Source organism: Gemmiger sp. (genome assembly GCF_036306485.1).
Taxonomy (GTDB): Bacteria; Bacillota; Clostridia; order Oscillospirales; family Ruminococcaceae; genus Gemmiger.
This window is the reverse complement of record NZ_JAXJZK010000044.1, coordinates 1-23,247: the sequence shown is the minus strand read 5'-3', so window position 1 is coordinate 23,247 and position 23,247 is coordinate 1. Positions and strand designations below refer to the sequence as shown.

General features: G+C 61.1%; 17 protein-coding genes and 1 pseudogene. 16 read left to right on the top strand and 2 right to left on the bottom strand.

What is annotated here, in order from left to right:
- Positions 1–2 precede the first annotated feature (2 nt).
- Together U0L91_RS09055 and coaBC are read left to right on the top strand one after the other, a co-directional pair.
- The gene (locus U0L91_RS09055; protein WP_330046244.1) at positions 3–1,436 is read left to right on the top strand and encodes a hypothetical protein; all 1,434 of its coding nucleotides are present in this window, start codon (positions 3–5) and stop codon (positions 1,434–1,436) included.
- A gap of 15 nt (positions 1,437–1,451) precedes the next feature.
- On the top strand, positions 1,452–2,651 hold the full coding sequence (gene coaBC / locus U0L91_RS09050; RefSeq protein WP_330046242.1) for a bifunctional phosphopantothenoylcysteine decarboxylase/phosphopantothenate--cysteine ligase CoaBC: 1,200 nt from the start codon (positions 1,452–1,454) through the stop codon (positions 2,649–2,651).
- A gap of 48 nt (positions 2,652–2,699) precedes the next feature.
- Here coaBC and U0L91_RS09045 read toward each other — a convergent pair whose 3' ends face one another.
- Positions 2,700–4,106: an alanine/glycine:cation symporter family protein gene (locus U0L91_RS09045; protein ID WP_330046240.1), complete on the bottom strand. Its 1,407-nt coding sequence runs from the start codon at positions 4,104–4,106 to the stop codon at positions 2,700–2,702.
- Between the two features lie 256 nt (positions 4,107–4,362).
- Here U0L91_RS09045 and U0L91_RS09040 point away from each other — a divergent pair, with 256 nt between their 5' ends.
- The 7 genes from U0L91_RS09040 to U0L91_RS09010 all read left to right on the top strand — a co-directional run bounded on the left by U0L91_RS09040 (position 4,363) and on the right by U0L91_RS09010 (position 12,134).
- A complete protein-coding gene (locus tag U0L91_RS09040) occupies positions 4,363–5,463 on the top strand; it encodes an ABC transporter ATP-binding protein (protein WP_330046238.1) in 1,101 nt (366 codons plus the stop codon).
- Between the two features lies 1 nt (position 5,464).
- On the top strand, positions 5,465–6,328 hold the full coding sequence (locus tag U0L91_RS09035) for an ABC transporter permease (protein WP_330046236.1): 864 nt from the start codon (positions 5,465–5,467) through the stop codon (positions 6,326–6,328).
- 19 nt (positions 6,329–6,347) lie between these two features.
- Entirely contained in the window at positions 6,348–7,805 is a 1,458-nt protein-coding gene (locus U0L91_RS09030; protein WP_330046234.1) for a GldG family protein, read from the top strand.
- Between the two features lie 12 nt (positions 7,806–7,817).
- Positions 7,818–8,840: a DUF4340 domain-containing protein gene (locus U0L91_RS09025; RefSeq protein WP_330046232.1), complete on the top strand. Its 1,023-nt coding sequence runs from the start codon at positions 7,818–7,820 to the stop codon at positions 8,838–8,840.
- 176 nt (positions 8,841–9,016) lie between these two features.
- Positions 9,017–10,219, top strand: a complete 1,203-nt coding sequence (locus tag U0L91_RS09020; protein WP_330046230.1) for a glycoside hydrolase family 3 protein — start codon at positions 9,017–9,019, stop codon at positions 10,217–10,219.
- A gap of 20 nt (positions 10,220–10,239) precedes the next feature.
- A complete protein-coding gene (locus U0L91_RS09015) occupies positions 10,240–11,319 on the top strand; it encodes a glycosyltransferase family 4 protein (RefSeq protein ID WP_330046228.1) in 1,080 nt (359 codons plus the stop codon).
- On the top strand, positions 11,316–12,134 hold the full coding sequence (locus U0L91_RS09010) for a DNA-3-methyladenine glycosylase family protein (protein ID WP_330046226.1): 819 nt from the start codon (positions 11,316–11,318) through the stop codon (positions 12,132–12,134). The genes U0L91_RS09015 and U0L91_RS09010 overlap by 4 nt, the downstream gene beginning before the upstream one ends.
- A gap of 56 nt (positions 12,135–12,190) precedes the next feature.
- Here the strand turns inward: U0L91_RS09010 and U0L91_RS09005 are convergent, their stop codons facing one another.
- Positions 12,191–13,711, bottom strand: a complete 1,521-nt coding sequence (locus tag U0L91_RS09005) for a YifB family Mg chelatase-like AAA ATPase (RefSeq protein ID WP_330046224.1) — start codon at positions 13,709–13,711, stop codon at positions 12,191–12,193.
- Between the two features lie 236 nt (positions 13,712–13,947).
- Between U0L91_RS09005 and U0L91_RS09000 the strand changes: the two genes are divergently transcribed.
- The 7 genes and pseudogenes from U0L91_RS09000 to U0L91_RS08970 form a co-directional block, all read left to right on the top strand.
- Positions 13,948–15,630, top strand: coding sequence for a phospho-sugar mutase (locus U0L91_RS09000; protein ID WP_330046222.1), 1,683 nt, complete (start codon positions 13,948–13,950; stop codon positions 15,628–15,630).
- Positions 15,631–15,817: 187 nt separating this feature from the next.
- Positions 15,818–16,030 carry a 50S ribosomal protein L31 gene (gene rpmE, locus U0L91_RS08995; protein ID WP_330046220.1) on the top strand — a complete coding sequence of 71 codons (213 nt, stop codon included), beginning with the start codon at positions 15,818–15,820 and terminating at the stop codon, positions 16,028–16,030.
- Between the two features lie 78 nt (positions 16,031–16,108).
- On the top strand, positions 16,109–16,729 hold the full coding sequence (locus U0L91_RS08990; protein ID WP_330046218.1) for an IMPACT family protein: 621 nt from the start codon (positions 16,109–16,111) through the stop codon (positions 16,727–16,729).
- Between the two features lie 132 nt (positions 16,730–16,861).
- On the top strand, positions 16,862–17,863 hold the full coding sequence (locus U0L91_RS08985; RefSeq protein ID WP_330046217.1) for a deoxyguanosinetriphosphate triphosphohydrolase: 1,002 nt from the start codon (positions 16,862–16,864) through the stop codon (positions 17,861–17,863).
- Positions 17,864–17,902: 39 nt separating this feature from the next.
- Positions 17,903–19,684 carry a DNA primase gene (gene dnaG / locus U0L91_RS08980; protein WP_330046216.1) on the top strand — a complete coding sequence of 594 codons (1,782 nt, stop codon included), beginning with the start codon at positions 17,903–17,905 and terminating at the stop codon, positions 19,682–19,684.
- 80 nt (positions 19,685–19,764) lie between these two features.
- Positions 19,765–20,865: an RNA polymerase sigma factor RpoD gene (gene rpoD / locus U0L91_RS08975; RefSeq protein WP_330046215.1), complete on the top strand. Its 1,101-nt coding sequence runs from the start codon at positions 19,765–19,767 to the stop codon at positions 20,863–20,865.
- 469 nt (positions 20,866–21,334) lie between these two features.
- A pseudogene (locus tag U0L91_RS08970) lies at positions 21,335–23,247 on the top strand (DNA-directed RNA polymerase subunit beta); the annotation flags it as partial.

Here is a 23,247-nt window from a genome sequence, read left to right as displayed (position 1 = left end):
CCATGTGGCTTACGGTGATCATCTTTCTGGTCTGCAATCTTGTGGTGGTCCTTGTCACGATGGCGGAACGGCGCCATGACACGGAACTCCGTGACGGAATGCTGCTGGCGGTTCACGTCCCGCCCGAAGCGCTCGCCGACCCGGAAGTGCAGCGTCTGTGCCATCAGACTGCCCGGCTGTGGCGGATCACGCATCTGGTCAATCTGCCGCTGGCGGTGCTCATCTGCCTGCCGAGTCTTGGGAATGTGGCGGCCGGGGTTCTGGTCGAAGTGATCTGGCTCCTTCTTTACATTGCCTGGACCGGGTGGCTGATATATCACGCTCACTGGCGGATGTACCGCATCAAGTGTGACCGCGGATGGTTCTTTCCGGCAACACGCCGCGTGGTCCATGTGGATACGCTGACAGCCGCCCGCAGCGACCGGGGCGTACCCGGCCTGGAATGGCAGCTGCCGATTCTGCTGCTCCTGGCTCTGCCGCTTCCTGCCGCCGGGCAGGTGCAGCCGTCCCTGCGTTCGATGTTCTGGATTTTCTTCGGCAGCGCGGCGGCTGCGGGTGTTCTGCTGGCGGCCCTTCAGATGGTGGGAATCAGACGCCCCAACCGGATGCTCTCGGCAGATCCGGTGTGCAATGTGGCGGTAAACCGGATGCAGAAGCGCGCCTGGGCGTGGTCGATGCTGCTGGCAGGCAGCGGCAACACCGCAGCCTGGTGCTGGATGGGCTGGCGCCTGACCGGCGATGGATGGCCCGGAACGCTGGACTATGGAATCTATCTGCTGCTTGTCACGGCAGGAGCCCTCTGCGTCGTGATCGGACTGGTGTCCGCCCGCAGCCGGACCCGGCGGATGATTGCCGGAACCGGCGAACCGGCTGTGACCGACGACGATGAATACTGGGCCAAAGGTGTGTACTGCAACCCGGACGATCCCAGCCTGTTTGTACAAAGCCGGTTCAACAGCATGCAGCTGGCCATGAATGTGGGCCATCCGGTGGGCCGCGTGCTGAGTATCCTGGGCATTGTGGTTTCGACGGTGGCAATCCTGGCCCTGCTCCTTCTGCTGATCCCGTTTATCCGCCCGACGGTCAGGCTGCAGCCGGACGGTGCGGGACTGGAATTCTCGGCCGCCTACTATCATTATACGATCCAGCCGGGCGAGATCCGCTCGGTGGAACTGCTGGATTCCATGCCGCAGGAATCCTTCCTGCGCACCAACGGCGGGGCCAGCCGGGACTGGACGGTGGGCTACTTCACCGGCAGCGAATCCGGCGCCTGTATGCTCTTTGTCTACCCCGGCAGCAGCCCGGTTATCCGTGTGCGGCTGGAGGACTGGACCATCTATGCCAACAGCCGGGACCCCGAACAGACCCGACAGTGGGCGGCTTTACTTTTGGAACAAAGCACGCTATACTTAGCACAGACCACCAAAACCGGATAAAAGGATGTGCCCTTTATGAACCTTCAAGGCAAAACCATTGTTCTGGGAATCTCGGGCGGGATCGCCGCCTACAAGATGCCCAATGTTGCCCATGCCCTGGTCAAGGCCGGCGCCGACGTCCATGTTCTCATGACTAAGAATGCCACCGAGTTCATCTCGCCGCTCGTCTTTGAGACACTGACCAACCGCCGCTGCATTGTGGATACGTTCGATCGCAATTTTCAATATGATGTCGCGCATGTCTCGCTGGCCAACGCGGCCGACCTGATTCTGGTTGCACCGGCGACGGCCAATGTGCTGGCCAAGATGGCTCACGGCATTGCCGACGATATGCTGACCACCGTCACGCTGGCGGCGCGCTGCCCCAAACTGGTGGCGCCGGCCATGAACACCCATATGCTGGAAAACCCCATCACCCAGGATAACCTGGAAACGCTACGCCACTACGGCTTTGTGGTGATTCCGTCGGGCTCCGGCCTGCTGGCCTGCGGCGATGTGGGGTCCGGCCGCCTGCCGGAAGAACAGGTCCTGCTGGATTACTGCTGGCGGGAACTGGCCCATGAAAAGGACATGGCGGGCATGAAGGTCGTGGTCTCGGCCGGGGCCACCCAGGAACCGCTGGACCCCGTGCGGTACCTGACCAACCATTCGACGGGCAAGATGGGATATGCCGTCGCAAAAGTCTGTATGCTGCGCGGCGCCGATGTCACGCTGCTCACGGCGCAGACCTCCCTGCGTCCGGTGCCGTTTGTCAAAACGGTGCCGTTCAAGACCGCGGCGGATCTCTTTGAGGCCGTCAAGGCCAACGCGATGGACGCCGATGCCCTCGTGATGGCCGCCGCCGTGGCGGATTATCGCCCCGCAACGGTGGCGTCCGACAAGATCAAGAAAAAGGACGGGGACCTGACCCTTCCGCTGGAGCGCACCGACGATATTCTGGCCTGGGTCGGGGAGCATAAGCCGCAGGGGCTGTTTGTCTGCGGTTTCTCGATGGAAACCCGCGACCTCATCGCCAATTCGGCGGCCAAACTGGCCAAGAAACATATGGATATGATTGTGGCAAACAATCTCAAGGTACCCGGCGCCGGTTTCGGCGTGGATACCAACGTGGTCACCCTCCTGACCCCGGACGGAGCCACCGAGCTTCCGCTCCAGAGCAAGGAAGAAGTGGCCATGCAGATCGCCGACCGCATTGTCGGCGCCCGCAGATCCTGAACAAAAAAAGCCGTGTCCCATCGGGATACGGCTTTTTTTTGATGCGGTTCAGTTTTGTTTTTCGGCAGGACCGCCGGGCACCCAGTATTCGCGCACCAGCCGGACGACCGTGCCGGAAAGCAGGAAGAGGGCGATGAGGTTGGGAATGGACATCAGACCGTTGAAGGTTTCGGCGATGCTCCACAGCAGCCCCAGGTCCACCGTGGCGCCCAGGATGGCCACCAGGGCATAGATGAACATGAACGGGCGGGTCCAGTACGAGGAGAACAGATACTCCACACACCGCGCACCGTACAGCCCCCAGCCCAGAATCGTCGAGAAGGCGAAACAGCACATGGCCACGGCGGTGAACAGGGAAACCCAGCTGCCGTAGGTGGCCGTAAAGCCCGAGATCGTCAGCTCGGCACCGGCGGCCTGACCGTAGTTGATGGGAACGCCGCTGCACAGGATCACCAGTGCGGTCATCGTGCAGATCACGATGGTGTCCGCGAACACCTCAAAGATGCCGAACAGACCCTGATGGACCGGCTCGTCGGTGTCGGCACAGGCATGGGCAATGGACCCGGTGCCCAGACCCGCTTCGTTGGAGAAAATGCCGCGGGACACGCCTTTCTTCATGCTGGTGAAGAAGCTGCCCACCACGCCGCCGGTCACGGCGGAGGGGGCAAAGGCACCTTCGACGATCTGGCCGAGGACTGCCGGAACGCGGTCCAGATGAACCACAATCACGCCCAGAGCCAGAATGATGTAAAACAGCGCCATAAAAGGAACCAGCCGCTCCGACACGCTGCCGATCCGTTTGACGCCGCCCAGCAGGATCAGCCCGACCAGTGCGGCAATCAGGATGCCGATGGCGAGGTTTAGCGGCGGCAGGGCGGTCTCCGACGCCAGCCCGAAACTGAGCAGCGTCGAGTCAATGGCAGTGGTAATGGCGTTGGTCTGGGTGGCGTTGCCGGTACCGAACACCGCCAGGATGCCGAATACCGAGAACAGCGTTGCCAGCCAGTGCCACCGGGGTTTCAGGCCGTTGCGGATGTAATACATCGGTCCGCCGATGTATTCGCCCCGGGCATTCTTTTCCCGGTAATAGACGGCCAGCGTCACCTCGGAAAATTTGGTGCACATGCCCAACAGCGCCGACACCCACATCCAGAAGACGGCACCCGGTCCGCCGATGGCAATGGCACCGGCCACGCCGGCAATGTTGCCGGTGCCCACGGTTGCCGCGAGCGCCGTGCAGACCGCCTGAAACGGCGTCATTGCGCCGCTGACGGCATCCTTTTTGTGGAAGACCCGGCCCAGCGTTGCCTTCATCGCAAAGGAAAACCGCCGCAGCTGCAGAAAGCCGGTCCGGATGCTCAGATACAGCCCCACGCCGATGATGCAGATCATGGCCGGGACACCCCAGATAAAGTTGTTGACCGCCGTGTTGACGGTCTCGATCAAGTTCAGCATATCTCAAAACCTTTCTATAAAAATCGGCAGTATTTTTTATTATAACATGAGATTCGCGCTCCGTCAAAAAAAGATCGCGGAGGCACGACCAAACCCCGGAAAACCGCGCAGAAAAGGGCGAAGAACCTTGTATAATTTTCACAACTCTTCAAACCTTTACCCCACAATTTTCACAATTAGGGATTATAATCACTCACAGACTTGATACCGGGAACTGCCGCAGGGCGGAACCCGTCAAAAAGGGGAGTGTTATCCATTGATCGAAGTCAACCACCTGACCAAGCGGTACGGCAAGAATACCGCGGTCGATGACATCAGCTTCACGGTGGAAGACGGCTGCATTTACGGCCTGCTGGGCCCGAACGGCGCCGGCAAATCCACCACAATGAACATGCTGACCGGTTACCTTGCCCCCACCGGAGGCACCGTCAGCATTGACGGCCACGACATCCAGGAGGACCCGCAGGGCGCCAAGGCGTGCATTGGGTATCTGCCCGAGCAGCCGCCGCTGTACACCGATATGACGGTCTGGGAATACCTCAACTTCGTCTCGGAACTCAAGGGTGTCCGCAAGAAGGAAGCCCGCCGCCAGGACGTGGAAAAGGCCGTGGCCCGCACCGGCCTGCATGAGATGGAAAAACGTCTGATCCGCAATCTTTCCAAAGGCTATCGTCAGCGTGTCGGCATTGCAGCCGCTCTGCTCGGCAGCCCGAAGATCATCATTCTCGACGAACCGACCGTCGGCCTGGACCCTGCCCAGATGATCGAAATCCGCACCCTGATTCATGATCTGGGCCAGACCCATACGGTCATCCTGTCCAGCCACATCCTCAGCGAGGTGCAGAACATCTGTGACCGCGTTCTCATCATCGCCCACGGCAAGGTCGCCGCACAGGGCACGCCGGAGGAGCTGGCCGCCAAGCTGGCCGCCCGCGGTGTGATCTCCGCCACCGCACAGGGTTCCCGCGAGGATGTCCTGGCCGCGGCGTCCAGCGTTCCGGGCCTCACCGATCTGCGCGTGACCGCCGAGAAGGCGAACGAAATCAGCTTTACCGCCGCCAGCACTTCCGGCGAGGATCTGCGTGCGGCGCTGTCCCGCGCCCTGGCTGCCGCAGGCTGCCCGGTGCTCTCGCTGAGCAGCGATACCATGAGCCTTGAGGATGTCTTCCTGCAGATCACCGAGACCGAGCCTGAGAAGACCGAGGCCCCCGCAGCCGCCGAGCCGGCCGAGACTGAGCCGTCCGAACCGGCCCAGACCCCGGCCGAAGAGCCGGCGCCCGAGCAGGCCTCCGCCGAACCGGCGCCGGACTCCGAGCCGTCGGATGCTCCCGCAACAGACGAGAAGGAGGGTGAATAAGATGGCCGCGATTTTCAAACGCGAAGTGCGCAGCTACTTCACCGGCCTGATCGGCTATGTGGTGATCGGTGTCATGCTCGCCTTTATCGGCCTTTACTATTCCGCAAACTGCCTGGTGTACGCAACCTCGGATTTCTCCTCGGTTCTGTACTCCACGGTGCTGGTGATGCTGTTCCTGCTGCCGGCCCTGACGATGCGCAGCTTCGCGGATGAGCGCCGCAACAAGACCGACCAGCTGCTGCTCACCAGTCCGGTCGGCATCCCGTCCATCGTGCTGGGCAAGTACCTTGCACAGCTCGCTGTCTTTGCCGTGCCGATGCTGGTAACCTGCATCCTGCCGCTGGTCCTCACGGCCTTCGGCACCGTCTCGCTGACCAGTGCCTATGCCACGATCTTTGCCTACTTCCTGCTGGGAGCGGCCTGCATCGCCATCGGTACCTTTGTCTCGGTCCTGACCGAAAACCAGATCATCGCCTACCTTTCCACCTTCGGCATTCTGCTGATCGCATACCTGATGAACGGCATCAAGGGTCTGTTCACCTCCGGCAATACGCTGGCCTTCCTGGCGTTCTGCGTTGTCCTGGCGGTGGCGGCTGTCCTCATCGGCCTTGCCTGCAAGAACGTCACGGTGGGCAGTGCGGTTTTCTGCGGCGGTGCCGTCGTTCTGATCCTGCTCTTCAAGCTCCGCCCGGCCTGGCTGCTCACCGGCTTCAACAAGGTCCTGGACGCGCTGGCGCTCTTTGATCCGTTCACCGATTTCGTGGGCGGCATGTTCAGCGTTTCCGGCATTGTGTATTATCTGTCCGTGGCCGGACTGTTCCTGTTCCTGACGGGTCAGGCACTGGAACGCCGCCGCTGGCATTGAGAAGGGGAGGGGAACTGTCATGAAATTCATCAAGAAACATTCCGATGCCCCGGCCCCCACCGAGGCACAGCAGGCAAGCCGCCGCCGCAGTCTCCGCAGCGGTGCCTATGCCAGTGTGCTGGCGGTCATCGTCCTGGTCCTGGTCATTCTTCTGAACCTGGTGGTCAATGCCATCCCGACCAAGTTCACTCAGTTTGACATCTCGACCGGCAAGATGTTCACCCTCAGCGACACCACCAAAACCATGCTGCATGACCTCAACACCGACGTCACGGCCTACTACCTGGCCGAGACCGGCAGCGAGGATTCCAACATCACCCGGATTCTGGACCGCTACGCGGGCGAAAGCTCCCATTTCAGCTGGCAGCAGCGTGACCCGGCCCTGTATCCCACCTTTGCGCAGCAGTACGATGCCCAGGATGCCTCGGCGTCCAGCGTGATTCTCGTCTGCGGCGACAATCACACGGTGGTGGACTACTATGATATGTATGATGCCGACTACTCCAATTACTACTACGACGGCAGCTATACGATGAGCTTCTCGGCCGAGAGTGCGCTCTCCTCCGGCATCGCCAAGGTGACGCGCGAGAGCAGCTATGTCCTGTATCAGATGACCGGCCACGGCGAGACCGCGCTGGAAACCGACTTCACCGATACGCTGGACAACTCCGGCGTCAGCGTGCAGGATCTGAACCTCATCAGTGCGGGCTCGATCCCCGAGGATGCCTCGGCGGTCATCATCAATGCCCCGCAGACCGATTACAGTGAGCTGGACGCCGATGCGCTGCGCGGCTATCTGGAAAACGGCGGCTGCCTGCTGGTTGCCACCGATATGACGGTCAGCACGCCCAACCTGGATGCGGTCCTGTCTGAATACGGCATGACCCGTCAGCCCGGCCTGGCCGTGGAGACGGACAGCGGCTACTATGCGTACCGCTACCCGCCGACCTACCTGCTGCCCGAACTCAAGTCCAACAGCATCACGTCCGGAGTGACGGACGGCATGTATGTCTTTACGCCGGTGGCCCAGGGCATCGTGACCAATGAAGATGCCGAAGACCTGACCTTCACCACGCTGCTCTCCACGAGCTCGTCCTCCTACTCGATGCAGGACTACGCCACCGCCGAAACCGCCCAGAAGGGTGAAAACGATCCCGACGGTCCGTTTGCGATTGCCGTCGCGGCCGAGGACAGCGCCAACAACGCCAAGATTGTCTGGGTCAACTGCGGCAGTGTCTTCACCGCCAGCATGAACAGTGCGGTGTCGGGCGGCAATGCCCAGCTGCTGGGCAGTGTTGTGAACTGGATGACCGGCGAGGAAAACGCCGTTGTCATTGACAGCAAGAGCATGAGCGCCGAAACGCTGACCGTGCCGCCGCAGGCAACGATGGCGCTGGGCATCCTGTTCACCATCGTGCTGCCGCTCGCCTTCATCGTGGTGGGTGTGGCCATCGCCATCCTGCGCCGTCGCCGTTAAGGAGGCTCCCGCATGAACAAGAAAAAAGTTTTGCCGCTGGCCCTTCTGGGCGCGGTGGTTCTGATCCTGGCTATCCTGCTGCTGGTTCTGCAGACTGTGGACAGCAGCGAGGAGGACACCGGCATCCCGCTGTGCAGCCTCAACAGCGGGGAGGTGACCTCCCTGTATTACCGGGATGCCAGCGCAGAGGAGCCGGTCGAAGTCTCGCTGACCAAGACCGACGGCACCTGGACGCTGGATTCCGACCCGGCGCTTCCCATTGACCAGAGCAAGGCGGATGCCATCACAGCCGACCTGACCGCCCTGACGGCACAGCGGCAGCTGACCGATGACGCCGATGTCGAGGAGATGGGCTTTGATGACCCCACCCAGGTCATCACCCTCTCCACCGGCAGCGACCAGTGGGAACTGACGGTCGGCAGCAAGAACAGCATGACCGATACCTGGTATGTCCGCACGTCGGAGGACGGCCCCGTTTACACGGTGAGCCTGACCGATCTCAGCGACATCTGCAAGACGCCCAAGCAGCTCTATGCAGCCCAGGACATCACGGATATTGAGAGCGACGCCATCACGACGATGACCGTGCAGTCCGGCGGCAACACGCTGAGCTTCACCCAGACCGACGGCACCTGGACGCTCAGTGACGATCCCGACTATTCGCTGGACCAGGATCTCGTGAACACGATGGCCAATACCATCTGCGATATGACCACCGACTGGTCCATCACATCGCCGGAGGCGGATTCCACCTATGGACTGGATACGCCCAACGTGGTGGTGACGATCGTCAGCGCGGACGGATCGGTGCAGTGCTCCTTCGGCGGAACTGACCCCGAGGATGATTCGCTGAACTATCTGCGCTCGTCCGCTGCCCCCGATGTAGTGTATGAGGTCTCTTCGGAGAACCTCTCCGCCTTTGCCTACGACAAGGCCAGCCTGAAGGCAGCCACGCCGGAGAGCGCCGAGACCGCCGATGTGGTGGCCGAGGATCCGGTGGGCGGGGCCGATGACTTCGCCGACGCCACTTCCTGATCAAAACTGAAGAGCCAGCCCCGATTGCTTTTGACGGGGCTGGCTCTTTTTGTTTGTCCGGGAACCGATCTCATCCGCGCAGTCCGGTCCGACCGGGCGCCGGCTATTCCCTTTTTGCTTTTTTATGATATAATAAATCCGAATGATAGGATTTCTCAGGAAACGGGGGATGGCGTATGCGGCGTTGGCGTTGCCTGTCGGTTCTTCTGCTCGCGGTCTGCCTGGCCGGATGCGGGGCGCACGGCCGGTCGGCCGCCGTCACCGTGCAGCCCACGGCCGCCCCGACCCCTGCCGCCGCGGAATCGGAGGTCTGTTGGCAGGGAAGACCGCTCACCCTCGAAGAAAAGGTCGGTCAGCTGTTTCTCGTCCGCCCGGACGCGCTGGACCCCGCGCTGACATCTGAGCAGGTCCATGACGCGGACGGCCCCGGGGTGACCGAACTTTCGGACGCCATGCGCCGGACACTGCAGGAAATCCCGGTGGGCGGTGTGGTGGTGTTCGGCAAGAACCTCGTCAGCCCCGACCAGATCACAGAATTTCTGCGTCAGATGCAGCAGGCCTCCGCCGTTCCGCTCTTCACCGGTGTGGATGAAGAGGGCGGCACCGTCGCGCGGCTGGCCAACCAGCCGGGATTTGATCTGCCCCGGTTCGAGAGTGCCGCAGCCGTCGGCGCCTCGGGCGATCCGGCCGATGCCGAAGCAATGGCATTCACGATTGCAACATATCTGAAACAATTCGGGTTTACTCTGGATTTTGCACCGGTGGCGGATCTCAATACCAATCCCGAAAATCCGGTCATCGGGGACCGGGCCTTCGGGTCCGATCCCGACACGGTGGCCGCACTGGTGGGCGCTGCCTGCGACGGATTTTCCAGGGCCGGGGTGGCCTGTACGCTCAAACATTTTCCGGGTCACGGCGATACCACCCAGGACACCCATGACGGACCGGCAACCACCGAAAAAACGCTGGACGAGCTGCTCAGCTGTGAGCTGGTCCCCTTTGCCCGCAACCTGGACAAGGCGCCGCTGATCATGGCGGCCCATATTGCGGTCCCGGCCGTGACCGGCGACGATACCCCGGCGTCGCTCTCCGGCAAACTGCTCACCGGTGTGCTCCGGCAGCAGCTGGGGTATCAGGGACTGATTGTGACGGACTCGCTGGCGATGGGAGCCATCACTGGCCGCTGCTCCTCCGGGGAAGCCGCCGTGCAGGCGATCCTGGCCGGTGCCGATCTGCTGCTGATGCCCGAGAATCTCCGGGAAGCCTATGATGCCGTGCTGGATGCGGTGCGGGACGGCACGATCCCGGAACAGCGGCTGGACGAGAGCGTACAGCGGATTCTGCAATGTAAACAGAGGTACTGCCTCACGGAAGGATAACGAAGCAAAAGGAGAACATCATGTCACGCTATGCTGTCGATGGATACTTTTTTACCCAGCAGGTTTCCGGCATCCAGCGCTATGCGATCGAGCTTCTGGCGGAACTGGACAAGCTGCTGGACCCCGGGGAGCTGGAACTCGTCGTTCCGCCCGACACCCACACGCCTGACTATGCCAACATCACGGTCGTTCCGTATGAGAATGCGGTCCTGGCCGGACGGGGCACCAGCTGGGAACAGCAGGATTTTCCGCGGTATCTGGCCAAAAGCGGACGCCGCTGGCTCTGCCTGTGCAATGTGATTCCCCTGTGGAGTTCCGGGTCGGAAGGCATCGCGGTGCTCCATGATGTGTGCTACAAGGCACGGCCGGATTTCTTCACCGACCTGCGCGGCCGGATGAGCGCCGCCTGGCACTGCACCCAGTACAATGCCATCGCCGCCAAGGCAAAACGGATTGTCACGGTGTCGGAGTTTTCCAAAAGTGAGATCATGCGGTATTATCATGTCGCCCCTGACCGGATCACGGTGATCTACAATGCCTGGCAGCATATGGAGCGGGTTTTCCCCGATCCCATGGTGTTCGGCGAGCATACCAAATGGCCGCGCCTCAAACCCGGCGAATATTATTTCTCGATGTCCAACCTGATGAAAAACAAGAACTTCCCCTGGGTACTCCGCGCGGCCCAGCGCAAACCCGAGGCCGTGTTCGCCATTGCGGGCGGCGGCAGCCTGACCGAGGAGGCCGAGGCGCTGGGACTCGACCATCTGCCCAACGTCGTGTATCTCGGGTACGTCACCGACGGGGAGGCCAAGACCCTGATGAAGCACTGCAAGGCGTTTGTGTTTCCCACCCTGTATGAAGGGTTCGGCATTCCGCCGCTCGAAGCCATCGCCTGTGGGGCGCCCCGCGTGATGGTCAGCGATACGCCTTGTATGCGGGAGATCTACGGCGAACATGCCGATTACATTGACCTGAAAACCAACGACGGCAACGTGGACGACTTCACGCCCGGCCGGGATGCGGCTGCCGTGCTGCAGCGCTATTCCTGGGCGGAAAGCGCCCGACGGATGCTGACCCTTCTGCGGGAGGACACCCTGTGATCGTCACGATCCAAGATGATTTTGATCTTGCCAAGATTGCCGCCAGCGGGCAGGCCTTCCGCATTGCCCGGCGGGAAGATACCTGGCGGTTTGTCAGCGGGGACCGGGTACTGCGGATCCGGCAGCTGACCCCGGACCGGTACGAGACAGACTGTACCCCGCAGGATTGGCAGACCTTCTGGCACCGGTATTTTGATCTGGACCGCCGGTATGCCGCCGTGCGTTCCGCGATTCCGAAAACCGATGCCTATCTGCGGAAGGCCACCCAGGCCGGACAGGGAATCCGCATCCTGCGGCAAGACCCGTGGGAAATGCTCATCACCTTCATCATCAGCCAGCGCAAGAACATTCCGGCCATCTGCCGCTGTGTCGAAACCCTCTGCACCCGGTTCGGCACACCGCTGCCGGCCGGAACAGGGGAGACCCTCTGCGCGTTCCCCACACCGCAGCAGCTGGACGGCGCAGCGCCCGAAGCCTGGGAGGGCTGTGCATTGGGGTACCGCGAGGCCTACGTCCGCGCGGCGGCCCGTGCCGTTGCGCAGGGAACCCTGGATCTGGCGGCCTTGGATGCCCTTCCCGATACAGCGCTGGTCGAACGCCTGATGCAGCTGTACGGTGTCGGCATCAAGGTCGCCAACTGTGTGGCGCTTTTCGGGTACGGCCGGCTGGAATGTGCCCCGGTCGATGTCTGGATCCGCCGGGTCATCGACCGGTATTATGACGGCGTCAATCCTTTTCCTCGGTACGGCAATGCGGGCATTCTGCAGCAGTATCTGTTTTATGAAGCCCGCCGGGAGGAACACCCTTCCCGCTGATAATCGACCTGTCAAAACAGCGCAGCCTCTTCTGCAAGAGACTGCGCTGTTTTTCGTTATCGCGGTTTCCGGTCCATGCTGCGGTACTGCAGGGCTTCCATCAGCTCGGGAGTCCCGATGCTCGGCGACCCGTTCAGGTCGGCGGCGGTGCGGGCAACCCGCAGAATCCGGTCATAGGCCCGGGCACTGTACCCCATCTTTTCAAAGGCGCCCCGCAGCAGTTTTTCGGCAGGGGGTGTCAGACGGCAATAGCGGCGCAGCACGCCGCTTGGCAGGTCGGCATTGCAGCGGTACCCGCTGCCCCGGTACCGTTCCTGCTGCACTTTGCGGGCGGCGATAACCCGGGCACGGATCGCCGCACTCGGCTCGCCGCTCTCCTCGCGGGCCAGGGCCTCATACTCGACGGGCCGTGCTTCCACATGGATGTCAATCCGGTCGAGGAGCGGCGCCGAAATCCGCTGCCGGTACCGCTCAATCGCGCTGGGGGTGCAGGTGCATTCCCGCACGCCGGAGCCGTAATAGCCGCAGCGGCAGGGGTTCATTGCGGCTACCAGCATGAACCGGCAGGGATAGACCGCCGATCCGTGCACACGGCTGATCGAGACCTGACGGTCCTCGAGCGGCTGGCGCAGGACTTCCAGCGTTTCCCGGCTGAACTCGGGCAGCTCATCCAGAAAAAGTACCCCGTTGTGGGCCAGACTCACTTCGCCGGGGTGGGGAGTGCTGCCGCCGCCTGCCATGGCAATGGCACTCACACTGTGATGCGGACTGCGGAACGGCCGTTCCCGGATCAGACCGGTTCCCGATCGTGTCAGCCCGGCAACCGAGTAGATCGCCGTTGTCTCCAGCGCCTCCTCATAGCTCAGCGGCGGAAGGATGCCCGGCAGGCGTTTGGCCAGCATACTTTTGCCGGTGCCGGGCGGGCCGATCATCAGCAGATTGTGTCCGCCGGCCGCGGCAACCTCCATGGCCCGCCTGGCCTCGGCCTGGCCGCGCACGTCGGCAAAATCCGGTCCCATCCATTCGCCGGCACTGTTGTAGCCGTCCGGTTTCGCCGTCGGCAGCGCTTCCTCCCCGCGCAGATGGCGCAGGACCTGGTCGGCACTGCGGGCGGGATGGACCTGCAGCCCTTTGGCGACGGCGGCTTCGGCGGCATTCTCGGCGGGAACAAACAGTTCGGTGATGCCGGCGCGCTCGGCCGCCAGCGCCATCGGCAGAACGCCGGCGATGGGCCGCAGCGTGCCGTCCAGCCCCAACTCTCCCAGGAACGCCTGGGCCACACCGGGCTGCGGCAGTGCCCCCTGGGCTGCCAGGATGCCGATAAAGACCGGCAGGTCATACAATGACCCGGTCTTGCGCACATCGGCGGGGGCCAGGTTGACGGTGATGTGGCTGGCCGGCCAGGGGCATTTCAGGTTCTTGATGGCGCTGCGCACCCGTTCACTGCTCTCCTTGACGGCGGAATCCGGCAGTCCCACCATCACGAACTGAGGCAGTCCGCCGGAAATATGACACTCCACTGTGACCAGATAGCCGTTGAGCCCTGTGACTCCAAGACTTACAACATGCGCATACATCAACGTCGTCTCCCCGCTGAAATGATTTCTCTTCTCAGTATATCGCCTTCCCGGGCGTCGGGCAAGAGCTTTTTTGCGCACCTGGCCGGATAGAGGATTCCAATGAAAAAAATGTGCAAAATCTTGCGTCCGACGTTGGTTTTCGATTGACAATGCGTCGTCAACTTGGTATATTTATGATGTACAAGTGAATTTACCCAAAAATTCTGCAGTGCAAGAAAGAGATGGTGTATAAAATGTATAAGGAAATGTTCAGCCGCTGGCTGGCAGCCGATCTGGACGATCCTGATCTGAAGCCGGAACTGGAGAGCATCCGCGATGATGACGCCGCCATTCAGGACCGGTTTGCCGTGGCGCTGAAGTTCGGCACGGCCGGTCTGCGCGGTGTCATCGGCGCCGGCACCAACCGGATGAATGTTTACGTCGTCCGCCAGGCCACGCAGGGCCTTGCCAACTGGGTCAAGACCCAGGGCGGTACGCAGACGGTCGCCATCAGCTATGACAGCCGCATCAAGAGCGACGTGTTCGCCAAGGCTGCCGCCGAGGTCCTGGCCGCCAACGGCGTGCAGGTCCGCATCTATAAAGCACTCATGCCGGTCCCGGCCCTGAGCTTTGCCACCCGGTACTATCACTGCAATGCCGGTATCATGGTCACGGCGTCGCACAACCCCGCCAAGTACAACGGCTACAAGGCCTACGGCCCGGACGGCTGCCAGATGACCGACGAGGCCGCCGACATCGTCTACGCCGAAATCCAGAAGACCGACATCCTGACCGGCGCCAAAGTCATGCCGTTTGAGGAAGGCTTGGAGAAGGGCATCATCCGCTATGTGGATGACGACTGCATCAATGCGCTGTATGCCGCTATCGAAGCCCGCTCCATCCGTCCCGGCATCTGCAAGACCGCCGGTCTCAAACTCGTTTACAGCCCGCTGAACGGCAGCGGCCTGGTCCCGGTCACCCATGTGCTGGGCGATATCGGCATCACCGACATCACCGTTGTCCCCGAACAGAAGGACCCGGACGGCAACTTCCCGACCTGCCCGTACCCCAACCCCGAAATCTTCGAGGCGCTGCGTCTGGGTCTGGAACTGGCCGAGAAATCCGGCGCCGATCTGATGCTGGCCACCGACCCCGATGCCGACCGTGTGGGCATTGCCGTCAAGTGCAAGGATGGCAGCTATGAGCTGCTCTCCGGCAACGAGGTGGGCGTGCTGCTGCTGGACTACATCTGCGCCGGCCGCATCGAGCAGGGAACCATGCCCAAGAACCCCGTCATGTGCAAGTCCATCGTCTCCACTCCGCTGGCCGACAAGGTGGCCGAACACTACGGTGTGGAGTGCCGCAACGTCCTGACCGGCTTCAAGTGGATCGGCGACCAGATCGCCAAGCTGGAAGCCGCCGGGGAAGTGGACCGCTTCATCTTCGGCTTCGAGGAGAGCTACGGCTACCTGGCCGGCCCCTATGTGCGCGACAAGGATGCCATCATCGGTTCGATGCTGATCTGTGAGATGGCCGCCTACTACCGTGCCAAGGGCAGCTCCATCAAGGAAGAGCTGGAGCGCATCTATGCCGAATACGGCCGTTACCTCAACAAGGTGGACAGCTTTGAATTCCCCGGCCTGTCCGGTATGGACAAGATGGCCGGCATCATGGACAACCTGCGCAAGAATCCGCCCAAGGACTTTGCCGGGGACCCGGTTGTCAAGGCCGTGGACTACGAGAAACCCGAAACGACCGGCCTGCCGGCTGCCAATGTGCTGATCTATACGCTGGCTTCCGGGGCAACCGTCGTGATCCGTCCTTCCGGCACCGAGCCCAAGATCAAGACCTACTTCACGACGCTCGGCAAGGACCTGGCCGAAGCCCAGGCCCAGAAGGACAAACTGGCCGAAGCCTGCAAGCCGCTGCTGGCCTGATTGTGAAAATCCCGCAAGAGTCTTGACATGTACGGCGTTATCTGCTAAAATAGTCAGGCAATCGTTCAGATGGCTGCTCCATTCGCACAGGATGGCGATTGCTGGTAGCCGCAATTCGAAGATTGTGATGAGCACATATATCAAGTATGGCTCCTTTTAGTCATGATCGAGAAAGAGGTGAAAATTCATGAAGCAGGGCATTCATCCGAAGTATATGGACTGCACCATCACCTGCGCCTGCGGCAACGTGATCCATACCCGCGATACCAAGCCGGAGATCCGTGTCGAAGTTTGCAGCAAGTGCCATCCGTTCTACACCGGCAAGCAGAAGCTGGTGGATACCGGCGGCCGTGTCGAGCGCTTCAAGCGCCGTTACGCCAACGTCAAGGCTGGCAAGTAAGTTTATTACAAGCTCAGAATACCGCAGATGGCAACATCTGCGGTATTTTTGGCTGTATGGTTCCGGAAGGAGGACTCCATGGCGGACTACAAGACCATCCGCGGAATCTCTACCTTTGAATATGAAGAAAAGCGCAGCCGGTTCCTCGCGTCGGCGGCCTTTGCCGACACCGAACAGGCAGCGCTGGAGCATTTGTCCCGGGTCCGGGCGGCCAACCGCACGGCCCGCCATAACGTCTATGCCTATGTACTGCGGGAAGGCGGCCGGATGCGCTACAGCGACGACGGCGAACCTGCCAAGACGGCAGGAACGCCGGTGCTGGAAGCCATCACCCACGCGGGGCTCAGCGATGTCATCGTTGTGGTTACCCGGTATTTTGGCGGAATCCTGCTGGGAACCGGCGGCCTTGTGCGGGCCTACACGGCCGCGGCGTCGGGGGCCCTGCAGAACGCCGAGCTGGTCTCGATGCGGCTGATTGTCGACTGCGAGATCACCGTCCCGTATGGAACGTTCGAGCAGGCACAGCGGCTGATCCAGGCCGCAGGCGGACGCCTTGAAGAACCGGTCTATGCCGACGCGGTGACGCTGCGCTGGAAGATGCCTTCCGGAACCGAGGAATCGCTCTGCCGCAGCCTGCAGGAACTGACCCGCGGCACGGCATCGGTCCGGACCGGAACGCCGCGCTATGCGGCATTCTGAAGTGGAGCTCCGATTTCTCGGAAATTTCACAAAAGAAGCAAGGGAAATCCCCCTTTTTATCGTATTTATTATATAGAGGATTGTTTTTGATGCAGAAGGTGTCTGCACCGGAAGAAAAAGGGGGATGATCGGATGACAGTCAGCGAACAGACGCGGGCGATTGAGCGGCTCACCCTGAGCCCGTATGCCTCCCTCAGTGAGGCCAGCCGCGGCCGGCGCCGTCCCGAAGCGGAGGACCCGCTGCGGACCTGCTACCAGCGGGACCGTGACCGGATTCTCCACTGCAAGAGCTTCCGCCGCCTCAAACAGAAAACACAGGTGTTTCTCTCCCCCGAAGGGGATCACTACCGGACCCGGCTGACCCATACGCTGGAAGTCAGCCAGATTGCCCGCACCATCTCCCGTGCACTGCGCTACAACGAGGACCTGACCGAAGCAATTGCCCTGGGCCATGACCTGGGTCATACGCCGTTCGGCCACGCCGGGGAGCGCGCACTGAACCGGCTCTGCCCGGGCGGATTCACCCATTACCGCCAGAGCCTGCGGGTGGTGGATTCTCTGGAAAAGGATGGCCGGGGCCTCAACCTCTGCTGGGAGGTCCGCAACGGCATCATCACCCACACCAAGGGTACCTGGGCCCGGACCCCCGAAGGCTGCGTGGTGCGGTACGCCGACCAGATTGCCTTTCTCAACCATGACATCGAGGACGCGGTGGCAGCCCGGGTTCTCAATGCGGCCGCGCTGCCGTCCCAGGCAACGCGGGTGCTCGGCAATACCAAGTCCGCCCGCATCACCACGATGATCACCGACCTGGTGACCAACAGCCGGGAAGGAAAGCTGCAGTTCTCTCTCGAGGTCGAGGAAGCCTACCGCGTCCTCAAGGAGTTCATGTATTCCACGGTCTATGTGGACAAGGAAGCCAAGCGGGAAGAGAAAAAGGTGGACAAGATGATCTCGGAGCTGTACGAACGTCTGTACAGTGATCCCTCCCTGATGCCGAACTTTTATATGCAGGTGGCGTACCACGAGGGCATTGACCGTGCCGTGGTGGATTATATCTCCGGCATGAGTGATGCCTACGCCACCCGCCTGTTCGAGGACCTGTTCGTGCCGAAAAAATGGCAGGTCCTCTGACGGCACAGCACACCCACAGGAAAGGAGGCGCAGCCGCGTTTGATTCCTCAGGATTACATACAGGAAGTGGTTTCCCGCAACGACATCGTTGAGGTTGTGGGACAATATGTGCAACTGCGCCGCCGCGGCCGCACCTATACCGGACTGTGTCCGTTCCACAACGAAAAGACGCCGTCCTTCACGGTCTATCCCGATACCCAGAGCTTCTACTGCTTTGGCTGCGGCGCGGCAGGGGATACGATCAACTTTGTGCGCAAGATCTCCAACCTCGGATACGTTGAAGCGGTCAAACAGCTGGCATCCCGCGCGGGGATGCCCATGCCCGAGGAGGACGACAAGGAAAGCCGGCAGCGCGGCCGGCTGCTGGAGATCAACCGCAATGCGGCGCGGTATTTCTACGAACAGCTCAATGCCAAAACGCCGGAAGCCGCCGCGGCCCGGCGGTACTGGAAGGAAAAGCGCGGCCTGTCCGATGCGGCAATCCGACGCTTCGGCCTCGGCTATGCGCCGGAGGACTTTGTGGGACTGCTGCATTATCTGCGCCACCGCGGCTTTACCGAACCGGAACTGGAAGCCTCGGGCCTTGTCAAGCGCAGTGCCAAGGGCAATCTCTACGACATTTTCCGCCACCGTGTGATGGTTCCCATCATTGATGTGCGCGGCAACATCATTGCCTTTGGCGGGCGTGTGCTGGACGATTCCAAGCCCAAGTACATCAACTCGCCCGAGACAATGGTCTACCACAAATCCCGCACCCTGTTTGCCCTCAACATTGCCAAGAAATCCACATCCAAACGCTTCATCCTCTGCGAAGGTTATATGGATGTCATCAGCATGCACGAAGCCGGATTCGATACGGCGGTCTGTGCCTGCGGAACCGCACTCACCCCCGACCAGGTCAAGCTGCTCAGCGAGTATGCCGAGGAGGTCGTTCTGAGTTACGACTCCGATGAGGCGGGCCAGAAGGCCACCGAACGAAGCCTGGGCCTTTTTGCCGAAAGCCCCGTCAAAGTCAGCGTGCTCAAGATTCCGGGCGCCAAGGACCCGGACGAATTCATCCGCACCTATGGCAGGGACCGGTTTGAGGCGGTACTCAACGGTACGGCAAACCCGACCGAGTTCAAGCTCTCCAAGTGCCGCGACAAATATGATCTGCGGACCGACAACGGACGGCTGGACTATGTGCGGGAAGCCATTTCTATCCTGGCGTCCGGCTCGGTCAGCCCCACGGCGCGGGATGTCTATGCGGGACGGATCGCCGAACAGACCGGCATCGACAAAAAAGCGGTGCTGGCACAGCTGGAAGCCGCGGTGCGCGGCGCGGCCCGTAAGGCGTATCGCCGGGAACAGCGGGATCTGTCCCGTCAGGGAATTGCGGCTGACATCCGGGTACCCTATGACCGGGGCGGCGACGCAGCCCTGGGCGCAGCCAGTGCCGCGCGGCAGATTGTGGCGGCCATGCTGCAGGACCCCGACCAGATTGCCTATATCCGGCAGAACCTTGATCTCGGAACGGTCGTTTTGCCCGAGATGCAGCAGGCCATCCGTGCCATCTTTGACTGCGCGCAGGAAGGCGTGACGCCCAATGCCACCACGCTGTCCCAGCGGCTGGACGAAAAGGCCTATGGCCAGGTCATGCTGGCACAGGCGCAGAACAGTGATCTGCGTCTGACACGGCGTGACGTGGACATGCTGCTGGACCGTCTGCGGACGGCCCATCCCGAAAGTGCCCAGGTGGCCGGAACCTCCGACGACGAGTTCCGCAGCCGGTTTGCGGCCCTGGCGCGCAAGAAAGTCGGCGACCGGCCGCCGGAGGAATAAAAAGGCCGGATAAATCCATGATTTTCCCCGATAAAAATACCAAAGAACGGGTAGAATAAAATCCAAAGGAGAAACTACTTATGGCAGAAAAGAAAGATCCCATCCGCGCATTGATTGATCAGGGCCGCCGGTCCGGCAAGCTGACCAGCAACGAGATCAGCGACGCCATGGAGGAAAGCGGCCGCGGCGTCGATGTGGAGCAGATGGAAAAGCTGTACGAGGAACTGGAGAGCAGCGGCATCGAAGTTGTGGACGAAGATGTGGCTGACGTGACGGCCGACGCCGCCAATCTGACCGAGGACAGCGTGGATGACTTCGAGGATGCGCTGGCCAGCGACGGCGTCACCATCGATGACCCCGTCAAGGTGTATCTGAAAGAGATCGGCCGTGTGCCGCTGCTCACTCCTGAGGAGGAAGTCAAACTGGCCCTTGCCATCCAGGCTGGCGGCAAGGAAGGCGAGAAGGCCAAGCAGCGCCTGAGCGAGGCGAACCTGCGTCTGGTCGTCTCCATCGCCAAGCGGTATGTGGGCCGCGGCATGCAGTTCCTTGACCTGATCCAGGAGGGCAACCTGGGCCTGATCAAGGCGGTGGAAAAGTTCGACCACACCAAAGGCTTCAAGTTCTCGACCTACGCCACCTGGTGGATCCGCCAGGCCATCACCCGTGCCATCGCCGACCAGGCACGCACCATCCGGATTCCGGTCCATATGGTTGAGACCATCAACAAAGTCAAGAAGGTGTCCAGCCAGCTCCTGCATGAGAACGGCCACGAGCCCAGCGCCGAGGAAATCAGCGAACGCCTGGACATGCCTGTGGACAAGGTCCGTGAGATCATGCGGGTGGCCCAGGAACCTGTCAGTCTCGAGACGCCCATCGGCGAGGAGGAGGACAGCCACCTCGGCGACTTCATTCCCGATGAGGAAGCGCCCGTCCCGGCGGAGGCTGCCAGCCAGACGCTGCTCAAGGAACAGCTGGCCGAGGTGCTCAAGACGCTGACCCCGAGGGAGGAAAAGGTCCTGCGGCTGCGGTTCGGTCTGGAAGACGGCCGTCCCCGCACGCTGGAGGAAGTCGGCAAGGAGTTCAACGTTACCCGCGAACGTATCCGCCAGATCGAAGCGAAGGCACTGCGCAAGCTCCGTCATCCCAGCCGCAGCAAGAAGCTCAAGGATTTCCTGGACTGAACGTCCTGAAAATTTACAATTCGGTTTTCCCGGCAGGCGCCGCCTTGGCAGCCTGCCGGGCTTTTTTGCGCCGTGCCGCGCCCGGAAACCTCCCAAAGCTCACAAATTTCGGGGCATCGGATTGGACAATATGCCGGAGCCGGACGGCAGGGAAGGAAAATCGATTTGTCAAGTCAGGACAAAAAGGGCAAAATCGTCAAAATGCCGGGATAAAGGTTACACTCGCCCGGGCGTTCAACAACCTGATGCAAAATCACGAAAAACCCGGAAAAAGCCCTTGACAATCGGCATTTCATCAGGTATACTGAAGCAGTATCACAAAATGGAATAGAGCGCCCTAAAGGAATTTTGCTTTTACGCGTTTTTTGCAAAGTTTGTGGAAAATGCCGAATATCCTATGGAAAGCCCCACCCGGCGGGAGCGCTTTCGCCAAGTTTTACAATCTAAGGAATAGGAGTGGTCGCATTTTATGGTAAAGGTCAAGCCCGTACAAAACGGTCGAACCACCAGAATGAGCTTTTCCCGCATCAATGAAGTGATCGGAATGCCCAACCTCATTGAGATTCAGAAAAACTCGTACAACTGGTTCCTGGACGAGGGCCTGCGCGAGGTGTTCCATGACATTGACGCCATTGAGGATTACACCGGCAACCTCTCGCTGGAATTTGTCGATTACCGTCTGGACAAGCACCCCAAGTATACCATTAAAGAATGTAAGGAACGCGACGCCACCTACGCTGCGCCGCTGTATGTCACGGCACGCCTGCTGAACAAGGAGACCGGCGAGGTCAAGGAGCAGGAAATCTTCATGGGCGACTTCCCGCTCATGACGGATTCCGGCACCTTCATCTCCAACGGTGCCGAGCGTGTCATTGTCAGCCAGCTCGTTCGTTCTCCCGGTGTGTTCTACGCTTCCACCAAGGACCGTACCGGCAAGGACCTGTTCACGGCGACCATGAACCCCAACCGCGGTGCCTGGCTGGAGTATGAGACGGACTCCTCCGACGTGTTCTATGTCCGGATCGACAAGAACCGCAAGCTGCCCATCACCACCTTCCTGCGTGCACTGGGCCTTGGCACCGACGACCAGATCCGGCAGTTCTTCGGCGATTCCGAGCCCAAGATCAACGCCACGCTGGAAAAGGACATCACCCATTCCACCGAGGAAGGCCTGCTGGAGTGCTACCGCAAGCTGCGTCCCGGCGAGCCCCCGACGGTGGAAAACTCCCGCAACCACATCAATCTGCTCTTCTTCGATCCGCGCCGCTATGACCTGGCCCGGTTCGGCCGTTTCAAGATGAACAACAAGCTGGCCATGGCCCGCCGCATTGCGGGTTACAAGGCCGCCGAGGACATCATCGCGCCGCTGACCGGCGAGCTGCTGGTCGCCAAAGGCGAGAAGATCAGCCGTGACAAGGCTGCCGAGATCGACGCCGCCGGCGTCACCCGCGTCACCGTCCTGGTGGAGAAGAAGGGTGACGAACCGGTTCCCGTCATCGTGGTCTCCAACGGCTGCGTGGATGCCCAGCCCTTCTTCAGCTTTGACGTGAAGGAGTGCGGCATCAACGAGCGTGCTTCCTTTGCCGAGATCCGTAAGATCCTCGATGCCACCTCCGATCCGGAGGAGCAGAAGGAACTGCTGACCAAGAACCACGACAAGCTGATCAGCCGCACCGTGACCGTGGACGACATCTTCGCCTCGGTCAGCTACCTGATCGGCCTGGACCACGGCATCGGTTCGACGGACGAGATCGACCACCTCGGCAACCGTCGTGTCCGCAGCGTGGGCGAGCTGCTCCAGAACCAGGAATCCGGCGAGATCACCCCGCAGAGCCTGGTCAACATCCGCCCGGTTGTGGCAGCCATCCGCGAATTCATCGGTTCCAGCCCGCTGTCCCAGTTCATGGACCAGAACAACCCGCTGGCCGAGCTGACCCATAAGCGCCGTCTGTCCGCTCTGGGTCCCGGCGGTCTGTCCCGTGACCGCGCAGGCTTCGAAGTCCGCGACGTTCATTACACCCATTACGGCCGTCTGTGCCCGATTGAGACCCCCGAAGGTTCCAACATCGGTCTGATCTCCTACCTGGCGTCCTTCGCCAAGATCAACAAGTACGGCTTCATCGAGGCGCCTTACCGCCGCGTTGACAAGGCCACCGGCGTTGTCACCGACGAGGTCGTCTATATGCCTGCCGACATCGAGGACGAGTACATCGTCGCGCAGGCCAACGAACCTCTGGACGAGAACAACCGTTTCGTCCGTCCCCGCGTTTCCGGCCGTCACCGCAACGACATTCAGGAATTTGCCCGCGAACAGGTCGATTTCATGGATGTTTCTCCGCGAATGATGGTTTCCGTGGCCACCGCCTGCATTCCCTTCCTGGA